This window comes from uncultured Polaribacter sp. (assembly GCF_947495205.1).
GTDB lineage: Bacteria > Bacteroidota > Bacteroidia > Flavobacteriales > Flavobacteriaceae > Polaribacter.
In genome coordinates, this window is record NZ_CANLXV010000003.1 from 25,388 (window position 1) to 49,819 (window position 24,432).

General features: G+C 28.8%; 24 protein-coding genes. 10 read left to right on the plus strand and 14 right to left on the minus strand.

Annotation, left to right across the window (positions count from 1 at the left end):
• Positions 1-58: 58 nt before the first annotated feature.
• The gene (locus tag Q0762_RS03405; protein ID WP_298763563.1) at positions 59-958 is read left to right on the plus strand and encodes an anti-sigma factor; all 900 of its coding nucleotides are present in this window, start codon (positions 59-61) and stop codon (positions 956-958) included.
• Between the two features lie 223 nt (positions 959-1,181).
• On the opposite strand, the gene Q0762_RS03410 is transcribed toward Q0762_RS03405, so the two are convergent.
• The 4 genes from Q0762_RS03410 to Q0762_RS03425 form a co-directional block, all read right to left on the minus strand.
• The gene (locus tag Q0762_RS03410; protein ID WP_298763565.1) at positions 1,182-2,414 is read right to left on the minus strand and encodes an NRAMP family divalent metal transporter; all 1,233 of its coding nucleotides are present in this window, start codon (positions 2,412-2,414) and stop codon (positions 1,182-1,184) included.
• 115 nt (positions 2,415-2,529) lie between these two features.
• On the minus strand, positions 2,530-3,093 hold the full coding sequence (locus Q0762_RS03415; RefSeq protein WP_298763566.1) for a sigma-70 family RNA polymerase sigma factor: 564 nt from the start codon (positions 3,091-3,093) through the stop codon (positions 2,530-2,532).
• On the minus strand, positions 3,084-4,187 hold the full coding sequence (locus Q0762_RS03420; RefSeq protein WP_298763568.1) for a glycosyltransferase: 1,104 nt from the start codon (positions 4,185-4,187) through the stop codon (positions 3,084-3,086). The genes Q0762_RS03415 and Q0762_RS03420 overlap by 10 nt, the downstream gene beginning before the upstream one ends.
• Positions 4,188-4,200: 13 nt before the next feature.
• Positions 4,201-4,404 carry a membrane or secreted protein gene (locus tag Q0762_RS03425; RefSeq protein WP_298763570.1) on the minus strand — a complete coding sequence of 68 codons (204 nt, stop codon included), beginning with the start codon at positions 4,402-4,404 and terminating at the stop codon, positions 4,201-4,203.
• 921 nt (positions 4,405-5,325) lie between these two features.
• Here Q0762_RS03425 and Q0762_RS03430 point away from each other — a divergent pair.
• Complete coding sequence (locus Q0762_RS03430) at positions 5,326-6,156, plus strand: mechanosensitive ion channel domain-containing protein (RefSeq protein WP_298763572.1); 831 nt, start codon at positions 5,326-5,328, stop codon at positions 6,154-6,156.
• Between the two features lie 146 nt (positions 6,157-6,302).
• On the opposite strand, the gene murB is transcribed toward Q0762_RS03430, so the two are convergent.
• Both murB and Q0762_RS03440 read right to left on the minus strand, forming a co-directional pair.
• On the minus strand, positions 6,303-7,313 hold the full coding sequence (murB, locus tag Q0762_RS03435; protein WP_298763573.1) for a UDP-N-acetylmuramate dehydrogenase: 1,011 nt from the start codon (positions 7,311-7,313) through the stop codon (positions 6,303-6,305).
• Complete coding sequence (locus Q0762_RS03440; RefSeq protein WP_298763575.1) at positions 7,314-8,504, minus strand: pyridoxal phosphate-dependent aminotransferase; 1,191 nt, start codon at positions 8,502-8,504, stop codon at positions 7,314-7,316.
• A 152-nt stretch (positions 8,505-8,656) separates the two neighbouring features.
• On the opposite strand from Q0762_RS03440, the gene Q0762_RS03445 reads away from it, so the two are divergent.
• A complete protein-coding gene (locus Q0762_RS03445) occupies positions 8,657-10,000 on the plus strand; it encodes an aspartyl protease family protein (RefSeq protein ID WP_298763578.1) in 1,344 nt (447 codons plus the stop codon).
• On the opposite strand, the gene Q0762_RS03450 is transcribed toward Q0762_RS03445, so the two are convergent.
• Positions 9,997-10,401, minus strand: coding sequence for a DUF1573 domain-containing protein (locus Q0762_RS03450; protein WP_298763582.1), 405 nt, complete (start codon positions 10,399-10,401; stop codon positions 9,997-9,999). The two genes, Q0762_RS03445 and Q0762_RS03450, sit on opposite strands and share 4 nt — an antisense overlap.
• Positions 10,402-10,524: 123 nt before the next feature.
• Between Q0762_RS03450 and Q0762_RS03455 the strand changes: the two genes are divergently transcribed.
• Entirely contained in the window at positions 10,525-13,161 is a 2,637-nt protein-coding gene (locus Q0762_RS03455; protein WP_298763585.1) for a valine--tRNA ligase, read from the plus strand.
• A 42-nt stretch (positions 13,162-13,203) separates the two neighbouring features.
• On the opposite strand, the gene Q0762_RS03460 is transcribed toward Q0762_RS03455, so the two are convergent.
• Positions 13,204-13,653 (minus strand): hypothetical protein, encoded by a 450-nt coding sequence (locus Q0762_RS03460; protein ID WP_298763588.1) that lies wholly within the window; start codon positions 13,651-13,653, stop codon positions 13,204-13,206.
• Between the two features lie 173 nt (positions 13,654-13,826).
• Here Q0762_RS03460 and kdsB point away from each other — a divergent pair, with 173 nt between their 5' ends.
• The 4 genes from kdsB (at position 13,827) to Q0762_RS03480 (ending at position 15,871) form a co-directional block, all read left to right on the plus strand.
• The gene (gene kdsB, locus Q0762_RS03465; protein WP_298763591.1) at positions 13,827-14,558 is read left to right on the plus strand and encodes a 3-deoxy-manno-octulosonate cytidylyltransferase; all 732 of its coding nucleotides are present in this window, start codon (positions 13,827-13,829) and stop codon (positions 14,556-14,558) included.
• A gap of 3 nt (positions 14,559-14,561) precedes the next feature.
• A complete protein-coding gene (locus tag Q0762_RS03470; protein WP_298763593.1) occupies positions 14,562-15,254 on the plus strand; it encodes an HAD family hydrolase in 693 nt (230 codons plus the stop codon).
• A 40-nt stretch (positions 15,255-15,294) separates the two neighbouring features.
• Positions 15,295-15,552: a hypothetical protein gene (locus tag Q0762_RS03475; protein WP_298763596.1), complete on the plus strand. Its 258-nt coding sequence runs from the start codon at positions 15,295-15,297 to the stop codon at positions 15,550-15,552.
• A 124-nt stretch (positions 15,553-15,676) separates the two neighbouring features.
• Positions 15,677-15,871, plus strand: coding sequence for a hypothetical protein (locus Q0762_RS03480; RefSeq protein WP_298763599.1), 195 nt, complete (start codon positions 15,677-15,679; stop codon positions 15,869-15,871).
• A 300-nt stretch (positions 15,872-16,171) separates the two neighbouring features.
• Here Q0762_RS03480 and Q0762_RS03485 read toward each other — a convergent pair whose 3' ends face one another.
• Positions 16,172-17,542, minus strand: a complete 1,371-nt coding sequence (locus tag Q0762_RS03485) for a pyridoxal-phosphate dependent enzyme (protein ID WP_298763602.1) — start codon at positions 17,540-17,542, stop codon at positions 16,172-16,174.
• A 356-nt stretch (positions 17,543-17,898) separates the two neighbouring features.
• The gene (locus tag Q0762_RS03490) at positions 17,899-18,861 is read right to left on the minus strand and encodes a sodium-dependent bicarbonate transport family permease (protein WP_298763606.1); all 963 of its coding nucleotides are present in this window, start codon (positions 18,859-18,861) and stop codon (positions 17,899-17,901) included.
• Positions 18,862-19,197: 336 nt separating this feature from the next.
• On the opposite strand from Q0762_RS03490, the gene Q0762_RS03495 reads away from it, so the two are divergent.
• Together Q0762_RS03495 and lipA are read left to right on the plus strand one after the other, a co-directional pair.
• On the plus strand, positions 19,198-20,121 hold the full coding sequence (locus Q0762_RS03495) for a LysR family transcriptional regulator (protein WP_298763609.1): 924 nt from the start codon (positions 19,198-19,200) through the stop codon (positions 20,119-20,121).
• A 114-nt stretch (positions 20,122-20,235) separates the two neighbouring features.
• A complete protein-coding gene (gene lipA, locus Q0762_RS03500) occupies positions 20,236-21,111 on the plus strand; it encodes a lipoyl synthase (RefSeq protein ID WP_298763612.1) in 876 nt (291 codons plus the stop codon).
• Positions 21,112-21,269: 158 nt separating this feature from the next.
• Here lipA and Q0762_RS03505 read toward each other — a convergent pair whose 3' ends face one another.
• From Q0762_RS03505 to Q0762_RS03520, 4 genes are read right to left on the minus strand one after another with little or no spacing between them, the layout of a single operon-like run.
• Positions 21,270-21,728 carry a hypothetical protein gene (locus Q0762_RS03505; protein WP_298763615.1) on the minus strand — a complete coding sequence of 153 codons (459 nt, stop codon included), beginning with the start codon at positions 21,726-21,728 and terminating at the stop codon, positions 21,270-21,272.
• Between the two features lies 1 nt (position 21,729).
• On the minus strand, positions 21,730-22,269 hold the full coding sequence (locus Q0762_RS03510) for a hypothetical protein (protein WP_298763617.1): 540 nt from the start codon (positions 22,267-22,269) through the stop codon (positions 21,730-21,732).
• Between the two features lie 33 nt (positions 22,270-22,302).
• Positions 22,303-22,851 (minus strand): RNA polymerase sigma factor, encoded by a 549-nt coding sequence (locus Q0762_RS03515; RefSeq protein WP_298763619.1) that lies wholly within the window; start codon positions 22,849-22,851, stop codon positions 22,303-22,305.
• A 54-nt stretch (positions 22,852-22,905) separates the two neighbouring features.
• Positions 22,906-24,354: a TonB-dependent receptor gene (locus Q0762_RS03520; RefSeq protein WP_298763621.1), complete on the minus strand. Its 1,449-nt coding sequence runs from the start codon at positions 24,352-24,354 to the stop codon at positions 22,906-22,908.
• Between the last annotated feature and the right edge of the window lie 78 nt (positions 24,355-24,432).

A 24,432-nucleotide genomic window follows, 5' to 3' on the forward strand; every position in this document is an offset into this window, starting at 1 on the left:
TAATTTTGTCTACAACATTAAATTAAAATAATAACAATTAAATATAAATAGTAATAAGATGAAAAAAGTATTAAATTTAGCAATGGTATTCGCTTTAACAGCATTTTTTGTAGCATGTAGCGATAATGAAGAAAATGTACCAACTACAGGTAACTTAACCGTAGATTTTACAGGTCTAGAAACTTTAGGAGCAGATTTTGTTTACGAAGGTTGGTTAATAGTAGATGGGACACCTGTAAGTACAGGAACTTTTACAAGTGTAACTTTTCCACAAACTTTTACAGTAGATATTAATGATTTAGAAGATGCAACAAATTTTGTATTGTCTATAGAACCTACAATAGATCCAGATCCTGCACCAGCAGCAACTAAAGTTTTAGCAGGAGCTTTTTCTGGAAACTCTGCAAGTGTAAATTCAGATAATATTGTAGTAGATGCAGCTGGAGATATTAAATCGCTTGGAGCGTCTTGGGGAAAGTATATTTTAGCTACACCTACAGATATGGATGATTCTAATGAAGCTAGTGGAGTTTGGTTTTTAGATAATTCTAATGCACCACCAGCAGTTGCAGGTTTAGGTTTACCAACTTTAGCAGCAGGTTGGAAATATGAAGGTTGGGTTGTTTTAAATGGTACACCAGTAAGTACAGGTGTGTTTAGCTCGCCAGTTGGTGCAGATGAAAACGCTGCAACTTCAATTTATAAAGGAACAAGTGGTAATGGACCAGGTTATCCAGGAGAAGATTTTGTAATGGGTAGTGCTGCAGGAGTAGATTTTCCAACAGACATCAAAGGAGCAACAGTTGTAATTTCTGTAGAGCCAAGTCCAGATAATAGTCCAGCACCTTTTGCTTTAAAACCTTTAGCACACATGGTACCTGCTAGCGCAGCAAACCATACTGTTATTGATATGGGAGCAGGACCGTTAGCTGTTTTAACAGGAACAGTTAGAAGATAATAATTTCAATTAGAAAAGATTTTAATTAAAAGAATTAATTAAGATTTCGAGATCAAAAAGTGCAAATATTTAATATTTGCACTTTTTTGTTTTTATAAACATTCGTATGATATGTATTGAAAATTATAACTGTTAAAAAGGAGTAAATTATCTTTATAGCCTTTTTTTAGATTGATTTACGCGAACATAAAACTAGCTTATAAAATAGAAACAAGCCTTTATTTTACTCAAAACTAAATAAAAACCAAATACTAAATCCTATTAAAAAAACAATGCCAATTACACTTATAAATTTAAGTAGTACAGAAGGTTGATGTTCTTTTGGAGTATGTTTCCCAGAAATTAGTATAAAGTTTAAGATGGCATAAAAAGGTGCTGTTAAAAAGGATAATATGGTAGCAATTTTTACTAATAAGCCCATATTAGCCAAAAAGAAATTAAGAATTAAAAACGTTCCTGAAAACAATAAAAGAATCCAAAACCAATACCCATATTTTAATTTTTTATTCAGTAATAATTTTGTAGTTCTATTCATTGCTCTAGGCGATGCGTCTAATGTAGTAATAGTGGTGCTAAACATTGTGATAAAGGCAGCTACTGCAATAAATATGTAAGAAAAATCACCTAAGTTTTTGGTGTAAAGTTGAATTAGTTGTTGTGCAAAAATGCTACCTTTATTAGAAAAAGCTTCACCAGATTTATACATTACTAAAGCGCCTAAAAGCACAAAACAGATTCCTAAAAAAAGTGCACTAATATAACCTATATTAAAATCTGTAATAGCGTCTTTTGTTTTTGTTTTAGTTACTGTAGTTTTATCTTTTTCTATAGACCAAATAGAATGCCAAATAGAAACATCTAATGGTGCAGGCATCCAGCCTAAAAAAGCGATTAAAAATGTTAACTCTGCTGTGCCAGAGGGTATAATTTGGGTTACATTAAAAGCCTCTTTTGTATTAAATAATGCAATAAAAACGGCTATAACTGTACTTATTGTTAAAATAGCAATTATATACTTCATTAAATTGTCTAACAGTTTATATTTTCCTATCAGTAATATTAAAAGACTAATTAACATTAGTACTGTAGACCAGATAACTAAATTGTTTTCTACATTAAAACTGCCAAAAAGTTGTGTTGCTAAACCTGCAGTAACAACAGTTACAGCTCCTTGAATAGTAAACATTGTGGCAAAATTTATAATATAATAAGTAATTAAAACACCTTTCCCTAACTTGTTATAGCCATCCAATAATGTTTCTCCAGTTGCTGTTGCATAGCGTGGGCCAAATTGAAAAAACGGATATTTAAAAAGATGCACTAAAAAAAGTGCCCAAATTAAACCAAAACCAAATTCTGCGCCTGCTCTTGTAGATTGCACTAAATGAGATACACCAATTGCTGCACCAGCAAATAATAATCCAGGACCTAAAGATTGTAAAAAAGATTTTTTCATTGCTTGTAAAATTTAGAAAAAGCAGTTTTTTTGTAATTTAAAATTTTGATTCTTACTAAATTTACAAGAACTAAATATTTTTAGAAATTTTTAGTATTAAAATAAAATTTTGAAATTAATTCTTCTTAATAATTTCAGAAAGTAATTTTTTTGCTCTAAGCAATTTAACTTTTACATTATTCATAGGTTCGTTTATATGCTCAGAGATTTCTTTATAACTTAATTCTTGAAAGTAACGCAATTGAATTACTTCTTGGTATTTTGGTTTTAGTTGTTTTATGTCTCTTAATAATTTTGCCAAATTTTGCTCTCTAATAATTTTATCTTCTGGAGTAGGGCTTTCATCTGCCACTAACAAAACTTTTTCTTCTTGCTCTTTTGTAGTTTCAAAAGCAATAGAGCTATTTTTCTTACGTAATAAATCAATAAATACATTTTTAGAAATGGTTATTAACCAAGTTTTAAAAACATACTTGTCATCAAAAGTATTAATTTTATCAAAAGCTTTAGAAAATGTTTGTATGGTAATGTCTTCTGCTTCATTCTCACTTTTGGTTTTTTTAAGTTGATAACCGTAAACAGCTCCCCAAAATGAGTTTAGTAAAAATCTAAAAGCAGCTTGATTGCCATTTTTAGCTTTTGTTATGTTTTCTTGAAGTTTAATTTTATTTATTTCCAATGATTGGGTTTTGAAATCAAATTAGCGATAAAGATACTAAATTGAAATAACAACAAACCGATTTCTAAAAAAGGAAGAAAATAAACAATTTTTGATTCTTTTAATTTTTTAGCTGAAAAACCAACCACTAAAAATTGCACGAAATAGTAGGTAAATACAATTGGTAAAATTATTTTCCAAGAATAAATAGAAAATGAAAATATAGCTAAAATTAAAAACAACACTTTAGTGATAAAAAATAAACCAAGTAAAAATTTATGTTTGGTTTTATAGTAATTGGCGGTAGAAATATGGCGTCTTTTTTGTTGAAACCATGCTTTAAAAGAGGTTGGTGCTAAAGATGCTGTATAACTGTTTGCCCTTGTGCAAATTGTAGTATTTTTTTTATTAGCGGCATCTTGTATAAACAAATCATCATCTCCAGATTTTATTTTTATATGTTTTATAAAACCTTTTACATTAAAAAAATCTGTTTTTGTGTAGGCTAAATTTCTTCCAACAGCCATATAAGGCGATCCTAGTTTTGCATAACTAAAATACTGTATGGCAGTTAACAACGTTTCAAAACGTACAAATAAATTTACTAAAGTTTTTTCTTTTTTATATTTTCCATATCCTAAAATAATGGTTTTAGTATCAGAGAAATTTTTTGTCATGTTTGCAATCCAATTTTTAGAAACGGGTTTGCAATCTGCGTCTGTAAACAACAAATGCTCATGTTTTGCAGCTTTAATTCCTAACGTTAACGCATATTTTTTGTTCCCCCAAAAGGCCTCAGTATTTTTTACATTTATAATTTTAATGTTTGCATTTTCTGCTTTAAAAGTTTCCATTACCTCTAAAGTCTCATCAGAAGACGCATCATTTATTAGAACAATTTCGAAGTTTTTGTAATTTTGTTCAATAATAAAAGGTAAGAATTGCTGAATATTTTGAGCTTCATTTTTAGCACAAATAATTACAGAAATAGGAATTTCTTTTGTACTATTTTTTGGTTTTTTATCAGTAAATAAAAAAGTTGTAAAAAATAGATAATAAACAATTTGAATGCCTGCAAATACCACAAGGGCGTAGAAAACTACAGGTAAAATCATTTAAAAATAAGAATTAATTATGTTGTGGTTCTGCACAATCTGCATATTGCTCTGGTGTTTTTCCACAAAAACCACAATTTTCTCCTTCTTTATTTAACATTGGATTTTGACTTGCACAAGTACCCGCAAATTTGCCATCTTTTTTTGCCCAAATTTTAATTGCAATTCCAGCAACGCCCAAACCTAATAATCCTAAAGTAAGTAGTAATAATTTCATACATTATAATTGTAAAGCAAAGATACATATTCTTATTTTCTTTTAAAAAAACTTAACAATTATTTATACGCATACTTTTATACTTGACATAGCCAAGTTTAAAGAATATTTACCTTCTTACTTTTGTAAACTTTAAAAATTAGTTTTTTAAAGATATTAAAACAGGCAAGAGAAAAACATTAAAACTATTTTCTTGAATAGCCACTAATATAAATAGTAAATTGTCAAAAAATTGAAAATAAATTTTACTTAAAAGTGTTTTGTCTTGAATGAAGAATTGAGAGTTTTAAGGACAAAAAGAAGTTAAAAAAAATAAATTTCTAAAAAATTTAAGATTTTTTGTAAGTTTTGAAAAATTATTACAACTAAACATGTATTAGTTAAAATAATTTTGGGGGATTTTATTTTAATGAAACAAAACCTATCATTAATTTGGTAGGTTTTTCTTTTTAATATTTACATCAAACTTTATATAAATTTCAATCTTTTTGAAGTGAGTAGTTATGGTTTTATGAAACATTTGAAAGTTTTCTAAAGCTTTTGCTCTCTATCTTTTAATAAGCAACAAATTAGTTCCTTCAGAAATTGAAAAAAATCTTTTTTTAGCAACAGTTATAATTCATAAAAAAAAGTAATAAAAATATAATGTATTGTAAAAATATCAACACCAGAGGTATTTTAATTTTTAACTGATATTTTTTGTAATATTTTCAATCAAATTTGTGTTGCTTGTGCAAATTTTTATTGGAATTCTAAAAACGCCAAAACTACCAAAACTAAACTAAATAGTAATAATTTGATAAAAATAGATGATTATGTAAAGATTTAATTTCAACGTTTTATAATATCCACAATGCTAAGGTGACTTTGTTAATTTTATGGTGTCCTAATTATGTGAAATAAATTATAATCAAAAAAACTATGGAAACAGTAACAGATTCTTTAAAAAATTTTTTTAACTCCATTTCTTCTGGTTTAGGAGATTGGGGTTTACAGTTAATAGGTGCAATAGCAGCATTAATAATTGGGCTTTGGATTGTTAGAATAATAATGAAAGCGGTTGCAAAAGTATTAGAAAAGCGACGTATGGATGAAACCTTACAACCATTTTTACTAACTACTTTAGGCTTTATTCTTAAATTGTTATTAATAATATCTATAGCAGGTATTGTGGGCTTACCAATGGCATCTTTTGCTGCACTTTTAGCAGGTGTAGGTGTAGCTATTGGTGCTGCATTTAATGGTTCTTTAGGGCATATAGCTTCTGGTATAATGTTATTAATTTTTAGACCTTTTAAAGTTGGTGACTTAATTAAAACGAACGGAGCTTTTGGTTTTGTAAAAGAAATTTCTGTTTTTGTAACGATTATAGAAACTTTTCAAAATGAAACTGAAATTATACCAAATTCAGCTATTACGGCTAATAAAATTACCAATTTAACAAAAGTAGGAAACTTAAGGATAGATATGCCTTTTGGAATTAGATATGGTGCAGATATTGAAAAAGCAAAAGAAATTGTTTTAAATGTACTTATTAGTGATATAAACGTACTTAAATTAGAAGGATTAATTCCTAGAGTTGCAGTGCACAATTTAGGTGCTAATGGCATAGAATTATTGGCATTACCTTATGCGAATTGTAATAATTATTGGGATGTATATTGGGATACAAGACAAAAAATTGTAGAAGCTCTTGCTAATGCAGGTTATGAGGCTCCACTACCTCAACGTGTTGTAACAATGACAAAATAAAAAGGGTAATAATAAATACAATAAAAAAAATGCAGTTATTAAAAATAACTGCATTTTTTATTAAGAATAATCTTTTAAGATTTTACGCTTTATAAAATTGGTGTTTTTATTCAATTTTGATATTTTAAACCAATTAAAGCCAATGTTTAAGCAATAATATTTACTTCAATTTCTAAAGAAATTTTAAATTGTTTTAAAATAGCAGCTTGTATTTTTTTCGCTAGTTGAAAGATTTCTAAACCTGTTGCATTGCCATAATTTACCAAAACTAAAGCTTGTTTTTCGTGCACACCATAGGCTCCAAAACGCTTTCCTTTAAAGCCAGCTTGTTCTATTAGCCATCCAGCAGGAACTTTAATTTCAGTTTCAGAAATTTTGTAACTCGGAATATTTGGGTTTTCTTTCTGAATTTCTAAAAATAATGCTTTAGAAATTACAGGGTTTTTAAAAAAACTACCACTATTTCCAATTTCTTTAGGATCTGGTAATTTAGATTTTCTAATAGCAATTACAGCATCAGAAATATTTTTAAGAGTTGGTTTTTTAATATTATTTAAAGCTAATTGCGTTTCAATAGCACCATAAGAGGTGTTTAGCAAATGCTTTTGTTTTGTAAGTTTAAAACCTACAGCTGTTAAAATATATTTCCCTTTATGAGAAGTTTTAAAAATAGAATCTCTATAACCAAATTTACAGTCTGTATTAGAAAAAGAAACTAATTTACCAGTTTTTATCTCTAATGCTTCTACTTTGGTAATTGTATCTTTTACTTCTACACCATAAGCACCAATATTTTGTATAGGACAAGTACCAACATTACCAGGAATTAAAGATAAATTTTCTATACCACCAAAATTATTATTTACACACCAAAGTACAAAATCGTGCCAATTTTCTCCTGCGTTTACTGTTAAATGTACACAATTTTCATCTTCTTTATCTATAGAAATACCTTCAATAGCTATATGCACAACTAATTTTTCTATATCTTTTGTAAGTAACATATTACTGCCGCCAGAAATTAAAAAAATATCTTTTTCTATCTTTAAAAGCTCTTGCAATTCATAAACAGAAGTAATAGAAATAAAACGTTTTGCAGAAACATCAATACCAAAAGTATTGTACTTTTTAAGTGATATGTTTTTTAAAATTTTCAATTAATTAGGGTATTGTTTTAAAGCTTCTGCTAAAATTTCTACAGAACGTTCTAAATCGCTTTTATTTAAAACATAAGCCATTCTTATTTGATTTTTTCCTTCTCCTTTGGTAGAATAAAAACCACTTGCAGGCGCTACCATTACGGTTTCATTATTTACGTGAAAACTTTCTAGAATCCACTGTGCAAAATGGTCTGTATCTTTAACAGGCAATTCTGCTACACAGTAAAAAGCACCTTTTGGTTTCGCAACTTTTACACCGTTAATTTTTTCTAATGCTGTAATTAAAGTATTTCTTCTTTCTACGTACTCTTCAATTACATCATCAAAATAAGATTGTGGCGTATCTAAAGCAGCTTCACTTGCTAATAAGGCGTATGTTGGCGGACTTAATCTTGCTTGTGCAAATTTTATAGCAGTTTTAATAAATTCTTCATTTTTGGCAACAATACAACCAATTCTTGCACCACACATACTATATCTTTTAGAAACAGAATCTATAACTATAGCATTGTTTTCTATACCTTTTACAGATAAAACAGAGGTGTGTTTTAAACCGTCGTATGTAAATTCTCTATACACTTCATCTGCAATTAAAAATAAATCGTGCTTTAAAACAATTGCTTTTAGTTTTTCTATTTCTTCATCAGAATATAAATAACCTGTTGGATTTCCTGGGCTACAAATTAAAATTGCTTTTGTTTTAGAGGAAATTAATTTCTCGAATTCTTCAATCTTTGGAAGTGCAAAATTGTCTTCAATTTTAGAAATTACAGGCACTACTTTTACACCAGAAGCAGTAGAAAAACCATTGTAATTTGCATAAAAAGGTTCTGGAATTATAATTTCATCTCCAGGATCTGTAATACTACCAATGGTAAAAAATAAAGCTTCAGAACCACCTGTTGTTGCAATGATATTATTATGATTAACGTCTATATTATTTTTCTTGTAATATTTAGCCAATTTAGTTCTGTAAGTTTCAGAACCTTCAGATCTAGCATAAGATAAGGTTTTTATATTGTTGTTTTTTACTGCATCTAAGGCAATTTTTGGTGTTTTAATATCTGGTTGTCCAATATTTAAATGAAAAACATGTACCCCTCTTTTTTTTGCGTCTTCTGCATAAGGAACTAATTTTCTAATGGGAGACGCTGGCATTAATTGTCCTTTTTTAGATATTTTAGGCATATATTTTTCTTTTTTTATTGAAGTTACAAATTTGCGAAAATATTTTGGGTTTTATTGTGAAATTGTTAAATCTTTAAAGGTTAAAGTTTTGTAAAAATGAAATAAAATAAATGAAGATGTTGTATTTTTAATAACCGAAAAAAATATTTCCTTTGAGCAAAAAACACATCTTTTTATCCGTTCTTTTTCTCTATGTTTTTTCCGGAATTTTTGCTCAGAATAATTTTAGTTTTTTAGATAAAACCCAAAAAAAACAATCCGTTTCTTTTCAGTTAATAAATAATTTAATTGTTATTCCTGTAACGGTTAATGGTAAAGAATTATCTTTTATTTTAGATTCTGGCGTTAATAAAACTATTATTTTTAATTTAACTAAAAATGATAGTATTGGGCTGTTAAATACAGAGAAAATAGTTTTAAGAGGTTTAGGAAACGGAGAACCTGTAGCAGCATTACTTTCTACAAAAAACACCTTAAAAATTAAAAATATTAAAAGTTCTAATGAAGCTGTTTATGTAATTGTAAAAGATTTTTTTGATTTATCTAGTAGAATGGGTATTACCATAAATGGTATTATTGGGTATAATTTAATTAGAGACTTTATAGTTAAAATTAATTACAGAACTAAAAGAATTACATTTTACAATTCTAAAAAATACAAACTTAAAAAATGCAAAAAGTGCGAAATTTTACCAATACAATTGTTTAGAAAGAAACCTTATTTAGATGTAAGTGTGCAATTAGATACTATAGGCAGCAAATTTACAAAAGTAAAAATGTTAATAGACTCTGGTGCCAGTGACGCTTTATGGCTTTTTGAAGATTCTAAAACAAACATAAAAACACCAAAATTATTTTTTAATGATATTTTAGGTGAAGGTTTAACAGGCGCTATTTATGGCAACAGAAGTAGAATTCCAAAGCTAAAAATTGGTAGCTTTACAATAGACAAACCCACAATTTCTTTTCTGGACACTATAGCTTCAAAAAATGCTAGAATTTTTGAAGAAAGAAACGGCAGCATTGGTGGCAATATTTTAAAACGATTTAAAGTATGGTTAGATTATAGAAATAATAAAATAATGTTGAAAAAAAATAAATCTTTTAAAAAAGGGTTTCAATACAACATGAGTGGTTTAGATGTTATTTATAACGGTAAACAATTAGTAAAAGAAAAAAAATATAACGCAGCAAAAGATGGCTACAATAATAAAGTAGGAAGTGGTAATAAAGCGGTAAATTTTGTAACAAGTTATTCTTACAAATTTAAACCTTCTTTTAAAATTAAGGCTATTTTAAAAAATTCTCCTGCAGACAATGCCGGCTTATTACCAGACGACATCATTTTAAAAATTAATAATAAAAAATCTTACGAACTAAAGTTAAGTGACATCATTGCAATCTTTCAAGAAAAAGACAATAAAAAAGTTAATCTTGTAATTGAAAGAAATGGTATTGTAAAAAAGTTTAATTTCCGTTTAAAACAAAGAATTTAATTTCCATTAAGCATGCTCTTTTCTTTTTCTAACGTAATAGGTTTATCTACAAAACCTCTAATTTTAACCATTTTTCTTGGTTGTTTAGCATTAGACATAATGGTAATTTGTTTAGAAAAACCGCCAACTCTTTTGGTATCATAAGAAACTTTAATTTCTCCTTTTTCACCTGGCATAATTGGTTTTTCTGGTTTTTTAGGCACTGTACAACCACAAGAAGATTTAATACTTGTTATAATTATAGGAGCATCACCAACATTTGTAAATACAAAAGTACGTTGGCCATTAGAGCCATTTGCAATTTTTCCATAATTAATGGTTTCTTTTTCAAATTTAAATTCTTGAGAATTTATAGAAAAACTAATAAAAAAAAATGCTAAAAATGTACCGAAAACTTTCATATGTTTAATATTTTGATGTAAAAATAATGTTATTTTTTTGTTTTAAAAAATCAACCTCTAATTTTCTCCACAAAATAGATAATTGTATTTTTGCTAACTAAATATCAAAAACGATACCAAAGTATGACAATTCCATCTAAATATGATGCTAGTAAAGTAGAAGATAAATGGTACGATTACTGGATGAAAAACAATTATTTTCATTCTACACCAGATGAAAGAGAGCCTTATACAATTGTAATTCCGCCACCAAACGTAACTGGGGTTTTACACATGGGGCATATGTTAAATAATACAATACAAGATGTTTTAGTTCGTAAAGCTAGATTATTAGGTAAAAATGCTTGTTGGGTTCCTGGTACAGATCATGCATCTATTGCAACAGAAGCCAAAGTTGTTGCCAAATTAAAAGAGCAAGGTATTGCTAAAAGTGATTTAACTAGAGAAGAATTTCTAAAGCACGCTTTTGATTGGAAAGACGAATATGGTGGAATTATTTTAGAGCAATTAAAAAAACTAGGCGCTTCTTGTGATTGGGAAAGAACTGCTTTTACCATGGATCCAGAAATGTCTGAATCTGTAATTAAAGTTTTTGTAGATTTATACAACAAAGGTTTAATTTATAGAGGATACAGAATGGTAAACTGGGATCCTGAAGCTAAAACTACACTTTCTGATGAAGAAGTAATTCATGAAGAAAGACAAGGTAATTTATATTACTTGGAGTATAAAATTGAAGGTTCTGAAGAAACATTAACCATTGCAACTACGCGTCCAGAAACTATTTTTGGTGATACTGCAATTTGTATCAATCCTAATGATGAGCGTTTTACACATTTAAAAGGTAAAAAAGCAATTGTACCTTTATGTAATAGAATAATTCCTATTATAGAAGATGAATATGTAGATCTAGAATTTGGAACAGGTTGTTTAAAAGTTACGCCTGCACATGATGAAAATGATAAGAATTTAGGAGACAAACACAATTTAGAAGTAATTGATATTTTTAATGAAGACGCTTCTTTAAATTCTTTTGGATTACATTATAAAGGTAAAGATAGGTTTGTTGTTAGAAAAGAAATTGCCAAAGAATTAGAAGAAATTGGTGTTTTAGTTAAAACAGAAGTGCATACCAATAAAGTAGGTACATCAGAGAGAACAAAGGCAGTTATAGAACCAAGATTATCAGATCAATGGTTTTTAAAGATGACAGATTTAGCAAAACCTGCTATTGATGCTGTTTTAGGAGAAGATGCTGAAATTAACTTAGTACCTAAAAAGTTCGAAAATACCTATCGCCATTGGATGGAAAACGTGCGAGATTGGAATATTTCTCGTCAACTTTGGTGGGGACAACAAATTCCTGCTTATTTCTATGGAGATGGAAAAGAAGATTTTGTTGTAGCAGAAAGCATCGCAGATGCTTTAATTCTTGCAAAACAAAAAACCAACAACCAACAACTAACAACCAAAGATTTACGTCAAGATGAAGACGCACTAGATACATGGTTTTCTTCTTGGTTGTGGCCAATGTCTGTTTTTGATGGAATTAGAAATCCAGAAAACGAAGAAATTAAATATTATTATCCAACAAACGACTTAGTTACAGGACCAGATATTTTATTTTTCTGGGTGGCACGTATGATTGTTGCAGGTTATGAATATAAAGCCGCAAAACCATTTGAAAATGTATACTTAACAGGTTTAGTAAGAGATAAGCAACGCCGCAAAATGTCTAAATCTTTAGGAAATTCTCCAGATGCCTTAAAACTGATAAGAGAATTTGGTGCAGATGGTGTAAGAGTTGGTTTATTATTAAGTGCACCTGCAGGAAATGATATTTTGTTTGACGAAGATTTATGCCAACAAGGTAAAGGTTTTGCTAATAAAATTTGGAATGCTTTCCGTTTGATAAAAGGTTGGGAAGTAGACGAAACCATAGCACAGCCAGAAACTTCTAAAATTGGTTTAAAATGGTATGAAGCAAAGTTTCAAAAAACGTTAGCAGAAATAGAAGACCATTATGCTAAATACAGATTATCTGATGCATTAATGGCCATATATAAATTAATTAATGACGATTTTTCGTCTTGGTTATTAGAAATTGTAAAGCCTGCATATCAACAACCAATAGACAAAACTACATTTAACGCTATTATTGAAGTTTTAGAAAACAACTTAAAAGTATTGCACCCATTTATGCCGTTTTTAACGGAAGAAATTTGGCAATATATTTCAGATAGAACAGCAGAAGAAGCATTAATAATAGCAAAATATCCTGTAGTTAAAGATTTTGATGCTGAAATTATTACAAATTTTGAATTTGCAACTGGCATAATATCAGGAATTAGAACCATTAGAAAAGATAAAAACATCTCTTTTAAAGATGCAGTAGAATTGTTTGTTATTGATAATGAAAAAAACACCAAACAATTTGATGCCATAATACAGAAATTAACAAATACGGCAGTTATTAATACAGTAGAAGAAAAAGTAGAGGGTGCATCTTTTAGAGTAAAATCTAATGAATATTTTGTACCAGTTTCTATTGATAACATAGATGTTGAAGCAGAAATAGAAAAACTTTCTGGCGAATTAAAAAGAGCACAAGGTTTTTTAATTGGTATTCAAAAGAAACTATCTAACGAACGCTTTGTGGCAAACGCACCAGAAAAAGTAATAGCTTTAGAACGCAAAAAAGAGGCAGATACACTTGCAAAAATCCAAACGATTAATGGAAGTTTAAAATCTTTAAAATAACAAAAAAGGCTCCCAAACGGGAGCCTTTTTTAAATTGTAGTATTAAGCTTTTATCTTAATCTTTTCAGGGTTTTTGTAGAGTTGCATTATAGTAAAAGCACTAATTACAGAAGATGCCATACCTTCTATTAATAAAGTAATTACAACTTCTGCAAGTGATAGATTACCACCAATTAGAAAAGAGTTATTCATAACCGCTAAAAAATTAGGGTTCATCAATTCAATATAAAAAATAACTCCAGTAATAGATAATAATACGGCAATTACAGCTGTTCTAATACCTATTCCTAAATTATTTATATAACTTGTTTCTTCATTTTTTAAAACACTTTCTTTTATCGCATTTTGAACTCCAAAAAATACAAAAGCTAAATTTAAGAAACGTAGGTATGGATTATCGGCTACACCTAAATACTTACATAAAAGAAAATAACTTCCAATTAATAAGGTAATATACAATGCATTTTTGGCAACAATTTGGTCGTTTTTCATTTTGTTTAATTTTTTTAATTAATAGTTAAACAAATTTAAGAACTATTCTTATTAAAAGCTCTTAAATAAATTATAAAACTGCTGTTTTTTATAATATTAAAGAAATTAAAGCACATTTTATTTTGGCAAAAACTAACCGAGAAATACTATCTTTGATTAGATAATATGTTTTTATGAAAATTATAGCAATGATTCCTGCACGATACAGTGCAAGCCGTTTTCCTGGTAAATTAATGAAAGATTTAGGAGGTAAAACAGTAATTCAAAGAACTTATGAAGCTTCTGTAAATACCAATTTATTTGATACCGTTTACGTTGTTACTGATTCTGAAATTATAAGAGAAAATATAGAAAAAGCAGGCGGAAATGTTATAATGAGTAAAAAAGAACACGATTGTGGTTCTGATAGAATTGCAGAAGCTGTACAAAATATAGCGGCAGATATTGTAATTAATGTACAAGGAGATGAACCTTTTATAGACGAACTCTCGTTGGCAAAATTAATCACTGTTTTTAAAGAAGACAAAAATAAAGAAGTAGATTTAGCTTCCTTAAAAGTACAAATTACCAATCCAGAAGAAATAGCAAACCCTAACAATGTAAAAGTAATTACAGATGTAAATAATTTGGCAATCTATTTTTCTAGAAGTGTAATTCCGTTTCATAGAGACCAAAATGTAAATGTAAAGTATTACAAGCACAAAGGGGTTTATGCTTTTAGAAAACAAGCATTGTTAGATTTTTATAACACACCAATGACGCCTTTAGAGGCTTCAGAAAAAATAGAAGCCATTCGTTATCAAGAAATTGGTAAAAAAATAAAAATGGTAGAAACTTCTGTAGAGGCTGTTGGTATAGATACACCAGAAGATTTAGAAAAAGCAAAACAACACTTAAAACTGTAAAAAATGCCTTCACAGATAAAAGTAATTGCTTTTGATGCAGATGATACCCTTTGGGTAAACGAAACCTATTTTAGAGAAGCAGAAGAAGAATTTGCAGTATTACTTTCTAAATATGAAACCAAAAATAAAATAGATCAAGAATTATTTAAAACCGAAATTAAAAACTTATCCATTTATGGTTATGGCATTAAAGGTTTTGTACTTTCTATGGTAGAATGTGCTTTAGAAATATCTAATTATAATTTACCACAAACTACCATAAATAAAATTTTAAATATTGGGAAAGCAATGTTGGCAAAACCAATTGTTTTATTAGATGGAGTAGAAGAGGTGTTGCAAAAATTACAAGGCAAATACAAATTAATTGTTGCCACAAAAGGAGATTTGTTAGATCAGGAAAAGAAACTAGAAAAATCGAACTTGCTTAAATACTTTCATCACATAGAAGTAATGAGCAATAAGAAAGCCAAAGACTACCAAAAATTAATTGGGCATTTAGATATTAAACCGAATCAATTTTTAATGATTGGCAATTCTTTAAAATCAGATGTACTACCTTTATTAGAAATTGGTGCAACAGCAATACATATTCCCTTTCATACCACTTGGATTCATGAGAAAGTTTCTAAACAAGAATTAGACCATGCAGATTATGTAACGTTAACAAATATCAAAGAAGTTTTAGCGCTCTTTTGAAATTTTAAACTAAATTTGTGCATTCAAAAAAACACACATTATGGCAAGCATTAAAAATTTAAAAAAAGACATTAATTATACTTTAGGAGATATTATTAGTTACGTTTCAGAAAAAATGCAGGGTTCTGCAGATAGAAAACAAGGCGAAGCAGTAATAGACGAAACTATTGAAACGTTTGATGCTTTAATTGCACAAGTGCATGCAAAAGCAGAAAACAAAAAAGCACATTTTAAGCAAGTTAGTGCAGATTTAGAGGCAAAAGCTTTAGCACTTATAGAAAAAGCAAATGCTTTATAAGCTTAACATATTTTAAACATTTTTTAACAGACCACTAAAGCTATTTAGTGGTTTTTTGTTTATTTTTACAAATGTTAAATACTAAATAACCATTTGTTTACGTTATCTAGTTAAAAAATAAACTATGGCAAGAGCAATGTTTGAATACACTAAAACTGTGTTGCAGAAAGTAAGTTTTAATTCAGAATTATTTTGTAGAGAATTAGATAAAGCACTAAAAAGGCTTTTACCCTATGAAGTAAGTGAATTAAAAATTTGGTTAGCATCTTTTACAGCTAACAAACCAGAACTTACCGTTTGTATGACACTAATTAAATAACAAAAAGAGGCTTTTAAAGCCTCTTTTTTATTTTTTTATATTAAGAAATTTGCTTTAGCTTTTGTAAAATTAAGAATGTAATAAGTTTCCTACAAAAAAAGAAGACAAGTTATTTTATCTAAAAAATAACAAAGCAATACAGTTAGTTAAATAATTTTCTTTTTTCTTATTATAACTATGCTGTTTGTACCAATTATTGTTTTTTAAATTATAGATCACCTTTAAAAGATAAGTTTGATAATTATAGAAACAAAACAAAAGCTAAATTCCATAAACTATTAGAATTAGCAAAAAACAAATTTAGATAGCACTAATAATATCGTACTTTGTAATTATTTGGTAATTGCCATCTTCTAAATCTACCAAAACAGCCTGATTTTCTATACTTATCAATTTAGAAATAGCTTCTAATTTAGCCGTTTTAGAAACTATAGGATAAGGTTTACCCATAATATGTTTAATAGGTTTATTTGCAATATTTCTATCATTCATAAAATGATGAATTAAAACAGATTCGTCTAAAGAACCTACAAAACCGTTGGCATCTTTTACCGGTAATTGAGATATTTTTAAGCTTTTCATACGTTCTATAGCATGAGAAACCAATTCTTCTGTTTGTACTGCCAATAATGGTTTATCATTATGGTTTGCTACCAAATCTGCCGCTGTTTTTATATCTTCTTCTACAAAACCTCTATCGCGCATCCAATCATTATTAAACATTTTACCAACATATCTACTTCCATGATCGTGAAATAAAACCACCACAACATCGTCTTTTGTAAAATGCTCTTTTAACTGCAACAAACCTTTTACAGCAGCTCCAGCAGAATTTCCTAAAAACATACCTTCTTCTTTTGCCAAACGTTGCGTGTAAATAGCAGCATCTTTGTCGGTTACTTTGGTAAAACCGTCTATTACTCCAAAATTTACATTTTTTGGTAAAATATCTTCACCAATGCCTTCTGTTATGTACGGATAAATTTCATTTTCGTCAAAAATACCTGTTTCGTGGTATTTTTTAAAAACAGAACCATAGGTATCAATTCCCCAAACTTTAACGGTTTTGCCTTCTTGTTTCGCTTTCATTTTTAGGTAACTTCCTACGCCAGAAATGGTACCTCCAGTTCCTACACCAACTACAAAATGTGTAACTTTTCCTTCGGTTTGTTCCCAAATTTCTGGTCCTGTGCTTAAAAAATGCGCTTTACAATTGCTAGGATTATCATATTGATTAACATACCAAGAGTTGGGTGTTTCTTCTCCCAAACGTTTAGAAACCGAGTAATAAGATCTAGGATCATCTGGTTCTACGTTTGTTGGACAAACCACAACTTCTGCGCCAACAGCACGTAAAATGTCTATTTTTTCTTTAGACTGTTTGTCTGCCATTACAAAAATACATTTATAACCTTTTATAATTGCCGCCAAAGCCAAACCCATTCCTGTATTTCCAGAAGTTCCCTCTATAATTGTTCCGCCTGGTTTTAAGCGGCCATCTGCCTCTGCATCTTCTATCATTTGCAATGCCATACGATCTTTTACTGAGTTTCCTGGGTTAAAAGTTTCGTATTTAGACAGCACCAAACATGGCAAATCTTTGGTTAAAACATTTAATTTTACCAAAGGCGTATTGCCAATAGTTTCTAAAATATTTTTTGCGTATTTCATAGTTATGTGTTCTATTACAAAGATAATTTATTTTTTAGGCGTTACCTCGCAGAAAAATGCGAGGTCGTGCTTTCCATTATATCTTTTTATTATTTTGTCTTTTTTAAAAAATAATTTACATTAAATAAATTATTTGCTTTTAAAGATACAAAATGAAATCGGCAATAAAAAGGATGCCATTGCAATCACTAACGCAGAAAATCTAATAGCTAATGGTTTTGCCAAAAGTTACTAGATTTTCTGCGTTAGCGATTGTAGCAATTGTTTGAACTCTTTTGTGCTTTTTTCTAGCACAAAAAGTGAGTGCGAAAAGCGCGCCCAAGCTTTTTCTGCTTGGGAACGCCCAAAATATTATTTTAAAAAGATTCTATAATCATTAAATACAATGGCATTCCTAACGTAATGTTAAACGGAAATGTAATTGCCAACGCCATAGGTATGTACAAACCAGGATTTGCTTTGGGCGCAGCTAATTTCATGGCTGCTGGCACTGCAATGTAAGAAGCACTTGCTGCTAAAATAGACATTAATAATCTGTTGCCAATTTCTTCTATAAATAAACCGCTAATTACGGCTACCAAACAACCGTTAATTAATGGAATTATAATGGCAAAAGAAAGTGTAAACCAACCTTTTTTAATTAAAGCTTTTAATTTGCCACCGCTAGTTATTCCCATATCTAATAAGAAAACAGCTAAAAAGCCTTTAAAAATATCTGTGGTAAAAGGTTTTATACCAGCTGCTTGTAAATCGTTTGTAAAATAGCCTACAAATAAACTACCAATAATTAAAACCACAGAACCGTTGGTTAAAGAATGGTGAATAACCTTTTTAAAAGACATTTTATCTTTTTTGTTTTTATTATTTAGGGCTATTAATAACACACCTACAATAATAGATGGTGCTTCCATTAAAGCCATAACTGCAACCATGTGCCCACCAAAAGGTATGTTAGAGAGTTCTAAAAAAGATATTGTGGTTACAAAAGTTACGGCACTTACAGAACCGTAAGCGGCTGCAATTGCTCCAGAATTTTCTACACTAAGTTTTATTCTTAAAATAAAGTAGCAGTAAATAGGTACTATTAAGGCTAAAAAAATTCCAAAAAATAGAGAGCCAATAATTTCTGAGGTAATTTCGCTATGTGCCAATTCTTGTCCTCCTTTAAAACCAATGGCTAATAAAAGGTATAAAGAAATAAATTTAGAAGAATTTTCTGGTATTTTTAAATCGCTTTTTAAATTAACAGCAATTAAACCTAAAAAGAAAAATAATAAAGCGGGGTTTGTTAAATTGTCTACTAAGTAATGTAAATCCATGTGTTGTTTTTTGGTGAAATACTTGTTTATTGGTTTGTTTTAATCTTGGACAAAGAAATGTTATTTATTTCATCTATTTTTATTTATAATTATTATGTAATACATAAATATTTTTTATGAACTACATTTATCATCAAAAAAAATGCGAATATTTTAATTCGGCACTTTTATGATTTATAGGAATTTGGCGTTTTTTCTTTTGTTAAATTGACTAAAAAATGTTGAAATAAGTAATTATTTGATGTTAAAATGTTTTTAAAAATGTAGTTTTTAAGCAAGCAAAACAAATAAATATCTTTACATTTATATGAATTATGTTTTACATAAAAATATTTTATGAATTATACTTTACATCAATTAGAAATATTTAGAAAAATAGCAGAAGTTAAAAGTGTTACCAAAGCTTCTGAGCAACTTTTTTTAACGCAACCTGCGGTTTCTATTCAGTTAAAAAATTTTCAGGACCAATTTAATTTACCGCTTTTTGAGGTGGTTGGTAGAAAATTATACATTACAGAATTTGGCGAAGAAATTTCTAAAACAGCTGCTAAAATTTTAGAGCAAGTTGCAGCAATAAATTACAAATCTGCACAGTTTGAAGGTGAATTGGCAGGAAAGTTAAAAATTGCAATTGTTTCTACTGCAAAATATGTAATGCCTTTTTTTTTAGCAGATTTTATGAAACAAAATGAGCGTATAGATTTAACAATGGACGTAACCAACAAAATGGCTGTTATTAGAAGTTTAGAAAATAACGATTGTGATTTTGCAATGGTTTCTACCATTCCTAAAAAGCTAAATATAGATCGTATAGAACTCATGAAAAACAAACTTTATTTTGTAGCGAATAAAGATTTTATTGTTTCTAAAGATAGGCTTTCAATTAAAAACTTAAATGAAAATGTATTTATTTTTAGAGAGCAAGGTTCTGCAACACGTTTGGCTATGGAGCGTTTTTTGGTAAAACATAAAGTACAAATAAATAAAAAGATAGAATTAACATCTAATGAAGCATTAAAGCAAGCAATTATTGCTGGTTTGGGTATTTCTATTATGCCAATAATTGGTATTAAAAATGAGTTACAAACAGGCGAATTGCAGATTTTAGATGTTAAAAATTTGCCATTAGAAACCAATTGGAATTTAATTTGGTTGAAAACTAAAAATTTATCTATGGTGGCTAAAGCATTTAAAAAACATATTGAAGAGGAGCAACAAATAATAACAGCAAAACATTTTTCTTGGGTTTTTAACGCATAAAATCTAATTTAAAAGTAGGGTAGCAGCTCTTTTTTTTGGTTTTGAAATGTTGTTTTTAACAAGTATTTAAAACTTTCCTTTGTATCTTTGTAAATCTAAATTAAACAATACAAAATGGCAATAGAATCTGCAGTATTACCAGAAAGACCTAAAAAACCAAAATGGTTGCGTGTAAAATTACCTGTGGGTAAAAAGTATACAGAACTTAGAGGTTTGGTAGACAAATACAAATTAAACACCATTTGTACTAGTGGAAGTTGCCCAAATATGGGCGAATGTTGGGGAGAAGGTACTGCCACTTTTATGATTTTAGGAAATATTTGTACGCGTTCTTGTGGTTTTTGTGGTGTAAAAACAGGAAGACCAGAAACGGTAGAATGGGACGAACCAGAAAAAGTTGCACGTTCTATTAAAATAATGAGTATTAAACATGCAGTTATTACTTCTGTAGATAGAGACGATTTAAAAGATGGAGGTTCTATTATTTGGGCAGAAACTGTAGATGCAATTCGTAGAGCAAATCCTACTACTACATTAGAGACTTTAATTCCAGATTTTCAAGGAAACACAAAACAAATAGACAGAATTATAGAAGTTGCGCCAGAAGTAGTTTCACATAATATGGAAACTGTTAGAAGATTAACCAGAGAAGTTAGAATACAGGCAAAATACGATAGAAGTTTAGGTGTTTTAAAATATTTAAAGGAAAACGGAATGCGAACTAAAACAGGTTTAATGTTAGGTTTGGGAGAAAAGGAAGAGGAAGTAATACAAACCATGAAAGATTTACGCGCTGTAAATTGTGATATTATTACCATTGGCCAATATTTGCAACCTACTAAAATGCATTTACCGGTTAAAGAGTTTATTACACCAGATCAATTTAAGAAATATGAAACACTTGGCTTAGAAATGGGCTTTATGTATGTAGAAAGTGGCGCGTTAGTGCGTTCTTCTTACAAAGCACATAAGCATGCACAAGATTTATAAAAAATATTTAATTCAAAACAGACTTTGGCATAAGGTTTGAAGTTTATTAATTGAAAGCAACCTAGTAAACTGTTTTCATTGTGTAAATTATTTGAATTAGTTAGTAAAAAAAGCCATCTCTTTTGAGATGGCTTTTTGATTGTAAAGTGTGTAAGTACTTAATTTTTTATAGGTTTTCTTCCTCTACCATATTTGCGCATTAGTTTTCTGGCAAATTCTCTTTCTGTTAATTGCAATTTTAATATTTTTTTATAAGGTAAAAACTGAGCAGCTTCTTTAACAAAATTTTCTTTTTCGCTTACCATTTCTTGCTCTAATTTTAATTTTAGCAATACCATTTTTTCTGCTGTAGTTTCATTTAAACTGCTTAAATCATCTGGGTTATTTAGTTTTTTTCTAATTTCTGCTCTTCCTTTGTTTCTTAAGTAGTTTAGCTTTTCTGTATGTTTATTATATACAGGCCAAAACTTTTGTGCTTCACTAGAAGTTAGTGCCAATTGCTCTGTTAAATAGGCAATTTTTAAGGAGTTAATTTTTTCTTTAGTTTGTATTTTATCTTGTGCAAAAGATAAAAAAGCAACTAATATTAAGGCAATACTTAAAATATGCTTTTTCATTTTAATAGTTTTCGTTTAATAAATAGGTATTGTCTGTATTAATAATATATTCTTCTATAGCATCATTTTTTAAATCTGTAAAAACAAATTCTTCTTCGTTTAAAATGGATTCATTTAAAATTGTTGCAAAATCTTCTGTGGTAAATTCGCTGGAGTTTTCTACAATCCAATTTTCTATATCTGTTTGCGCTAATTTGTTAAAATCTGCTGTGGTAGCAGTTGTATTAAAAAAGTTTAAACTTAAAAATAGTGCAATTGTGGCTGCAACACCAATAGCACTATATTTTAAAATACGTTGTTTTAAAGAAATTACTTTTACTTCTTTTTCAATTTTAATGTTGTCTAAAATAGTATCTTGTATAGTGTTAAAATAAGCATCAGGAACTTTAAAACCAGTTTTTGTAGGTAATTTTTCTTTAAAAATAAGGGTTTCTATATTATCTTCCACTTTAGAAAAATAATTTTCTGGAGTTGTAAAACCTGTTTCTTTTTTAAGAATAGATTTTAAATAATCTTCGCTATTTTTAATTTCGTTTTCCATGTTATTCTTTAGACACTAATTATTGTAAAAAGTTTAATTTTGGGTATTTTTAATATAATTTTCTATTTTTTTAACGGCATGAAAATAAGAGGCTTTTAATGCACCAACAGAGGTTTCTAAAATATTAGAAATTTCGTTGTACTTAAGTTCATCAAAATATTTCATATTAAAAACCAATTGTTGTTTTTGCGGTAAAGTTGCAATCGCTTTTTGTAGTATTAACTGAATTTCATCACCAGAAAAATATACATCGCTTTCTAAAGTTGCCGCCAACTGTTCATTTATTGCTGTAATATCTACGTTTCTTTCTTTAGCTCTTTTATTAATAAAGGTAATGGCTTCATTAGTGGCAATTCTATACATCCAAGAGAATAATTTACTTTTTCCGTTAAATTTATGGATGTTTTTATAGATTTTTATAAATGTATTTTGCAATACATCATCTGTATCATCATGAGAAATTACAATTTTACGAATGTGCCAATACAAACGTTCTTTATATTGCGTTATTAGCTGTCTAAAAGCTTTTTCTTTACTTTTAGGGTTGGTAAGTTGTGCTATAAAAGTAATTTCGTCTATCAAGAAATTGTTTTTAGGTTAGACAAAATTATTTGGTAAAGGTTTAATTATAAATTACTATTTTTTTATTCTAGTTCTAGAGTAACCAAATAAACGTTTTTGTTTTATAATTTCAGGAATGCCTTCTGGTAACATTTCTTCCCACCCTTTTTCTCCATTAACAATCATTTTTAGGACAGTTCTAGAAAAAATATCCATATTTTCTTTTTTAAAATCGTCAATATTAACCAAACGCCCATTGTTTTTAAAGAATTTGTACAATTCTTTCATTCTTGGATGCACTTTTAAGTTTTCGCTATTAATATATTCTCCAGAATCTTGGTCGTGGTAAGGGTACATGTATACTTTTAAATCTCTGTAGAATAGTTTACCAAAGGCTTCTAAAATACCACCACTTAAATTACGATAATATTTTTCATCAAAAATTTGAACTAGGTTGTGCACTCCCATAGCAAGTCCCATTCTTTCTTTGGTAAATTCACTAAAGTATTCTACCAATTTAAAGTATTGTTGAAAACTGGTAATCATTACATTTTGTCCTAAAGAACAAAGCAATTCTGCTCTATCTAAAAAGTCTCTTTCGTTAATTTTACCTTCAGCAGTAAGGTTACTTAAAGTAATTTCGAAAATAATTTGAGTTTTTTCTTCTTTAACCTTATTTTCTGCTAAAAACAGTTTTTTAGATTGGTCAAACATATCCATATTTACCTTGGTAACAGGTCTAAAACTACCTCTTAAAGCTAATATGTTCTTTTTATACAATACTTGTGCTGGTAATAAATTGTTACCATCTGGTCCAAACATAACGGCATTTGTCATTCCGTTTTTTACCAATTGTAAACTCATTAAGCGATTGTCTACATACATAAAGCGTGGTCCAGAGAAATTAATCATATCAATTTCTAATTGGTCTTGACTTAGATTATGATAAAAAGATTTTACCAATTCTTTAGGATTGTCATTTAAATAAAATGCACCATAAATAAGGTTTACACCTAAAATACCTAAAGTTTCTTGTTGTAAACGTGCGTCTGTTTCTTTAAAACGGAGGTGTAAAATAATTTCATTGTAATCTTCTAATGGATCTAATTGAAAACGAATACCAACCCAACCATGACCTTTAAATTTCTTGGCAAAATCGATGGTGGTTACTGTGTTTGCATAACTAAAAAACAATTTATCTGGATGTTTTGTTCTACTTAAACGGTCTTCCATCAAATGAATCTCATGACTCAACATTTTCTTTAAACGCGGTTGTGTAACATATCTATTGTCAGATTCTGTTCCATAAATAGCATCAGAAAAATCTTTATCATAAGCACTCATTGCTTTTGCAATTGTACCAGAAGCAGCACCAGATCTAAAAAAGTTTCTTGCCGTTTCTTGTCCTGCACCAATTTCTGCAAACGTTCCGTAAATATCAGAATTTAAATTAATGCGAAGTGCTTTACTTTTTGTAGTTGGTACACTACTAATTTCTTGATCTCCTTTTAAAGAAATGGCCATAAAATAGGTTTTTTATTAGTTCTAACAAATGTAAGTAATAACTATGCAATCAGTCAATTTTATACTATTTTTGTTTGA

What these genes read in the sequence shown, in the direction of transcription:
- Q0762_RS03405 (WP_298763563.1), top strand. Translation starts at nt 59, where the DNA reads ATGAAAAAAGTATTAAATTTAGCAATGGTATTCGCTTTAACAGCATTT.
- Q0762_RS03410 (WP_298763565.1), bottom strand. Translation starts at nt 2,414, where the DNA reads ATGAAAAAATCTTTTTTACAATCTTTAGGTCCTGGATTATTATTTGCT.
- Q0762_RS03420 (WP_298763568.1), bottom strand. Translation starts at nt 4,187, where the DNA reads ATGATTTTACCTGTAGTTTTCTACGCCCTTGTGGTATTTGCAGGCATT.
- Q0762_RS03425 (WP_298763570.1), bottom strand. Translation starts at nt 4,404, where the DNA reads ATGAAATTATTACTACTTACTTTAGGATTATTAGGTTTGGGCGTTGCT.
- Q0762_RS03430 (WP_298763572.1), top strand. Translation starts at nt 5,326, where the DNA reads ATGGAAACAGTAACAGATTCTTTAAAAAATTTTTTTAACTCCATTTCT.
- Q0762_RS03440 (WP_298763575.1), bottom strand. Translation starts at nt 8,504, where the DNA reads ATGCCTAAAATATCTAAAAAAGGACAATTAATGCCAGCGTCTCCCATT.
- Q0762_RS03450 (WP_298763582.1), bottom strand. Translation starts at nt 10,401, where the DNA reads ATGAAAGTTTTCGGTACATTTTTAGCATTTTTTTTTATTAGTTTTTCT.
- Q0762_RS03455 (WP_298763585.1), top strand. Translation starts at nt 10,525, where the DNA reads ATGACAATTCCATCTAAATATGATGCTAGTAAAGTAGAAGATAAATGG.
- Q0762_RS03460 (WP_298763588.1), bottom strand. Translation starts at nt 13,653, where the DNA reads ATGAAAAACGACCAAATTGTTGCCAAAAATGCATTGTATATTACCTTA.
- kdsB (WP_298763591.1), top strand. Translation starts at nt 13,827, where the DNA reads ATGAAAATTATAGCAATGATTCCTGCACGATACAGTGCAAGCCGTTTT.
- Q0762_RS03470 (WP_298763593.1), top strand. Translation starts at nt 14,562, where the DNA reads ATGCCTTCACAGATAAAAGTAATTGCTTTTGATGCAGATGATACCCTT.
- Q0762_RS03475 (WP_298763596.1), top strand. Translation starts at nt 15,295, where the DNA reads ATGGCAAGCATTAAAAATTTAAAAAAAGACATTAATTATACTTTAGGA.
- Q0762_RS03480 (WP_298763599.1), top strand. Translation starts at nt 15,677, where the DNA reads ATGGCAAGAGCAATGTTTGAATACACTAAAACTGTGTTGCAGAAAGTA.
- Q0762_RS03485 (WP_298763602.1), bottom strand. Translation starts at nt 17,542, where the DNA reads ATGAAATACGCAAAAAATATTTTAGAAACTATTGGCAATACGCCTTTG.
- Q0762_RS03490 (WP_298763606.1), bottom strand. Translation starts at nt 18,861, where the DNA reads ATGGATTTACATTACTTAGTAGACAATTTAACAAACCCCGCTTTATTA.
- Q0762_RS03495 (WP_298763609.1), top strand. Translation starts at nt 19,198, where the DNA reads ATGAATTATACTTTACATCAATTAGAAATATTTAGAAAAATAGCAGAA.
- lipA (WP_298763612.1), top strand. Translation starts at nt 20,236, where the DNA reads ATGGCAATAGAATCTGCAGTATTACCAGAAAGACCTAAAAAACCAAAA.
- Q0762_RS03505 (WP_298763615.1), bottom strand. Translation starts at nt 21,728, where the DNA reads ATGAAAAAGCATATTTTAAGTATTGCCTTAATATTAGTTGCTTTTTTA.
- Q0762_RS03510 (WP_298763617.1), bottom strand. Translation starts at nt 22,269, where the DNA reads ATGGAAAACGAAATTAAAAATAGCGAAGATTATTTAAAATCTATTCTT.
- Q0762_RS03520 (WP_298763621.1), bottom strand. Translation starts at nt 24,354, where the DNA reads ATGGCCATTTCTTTAAAAGGAGATCAAGAAATTAGTAGTGTACCAACT.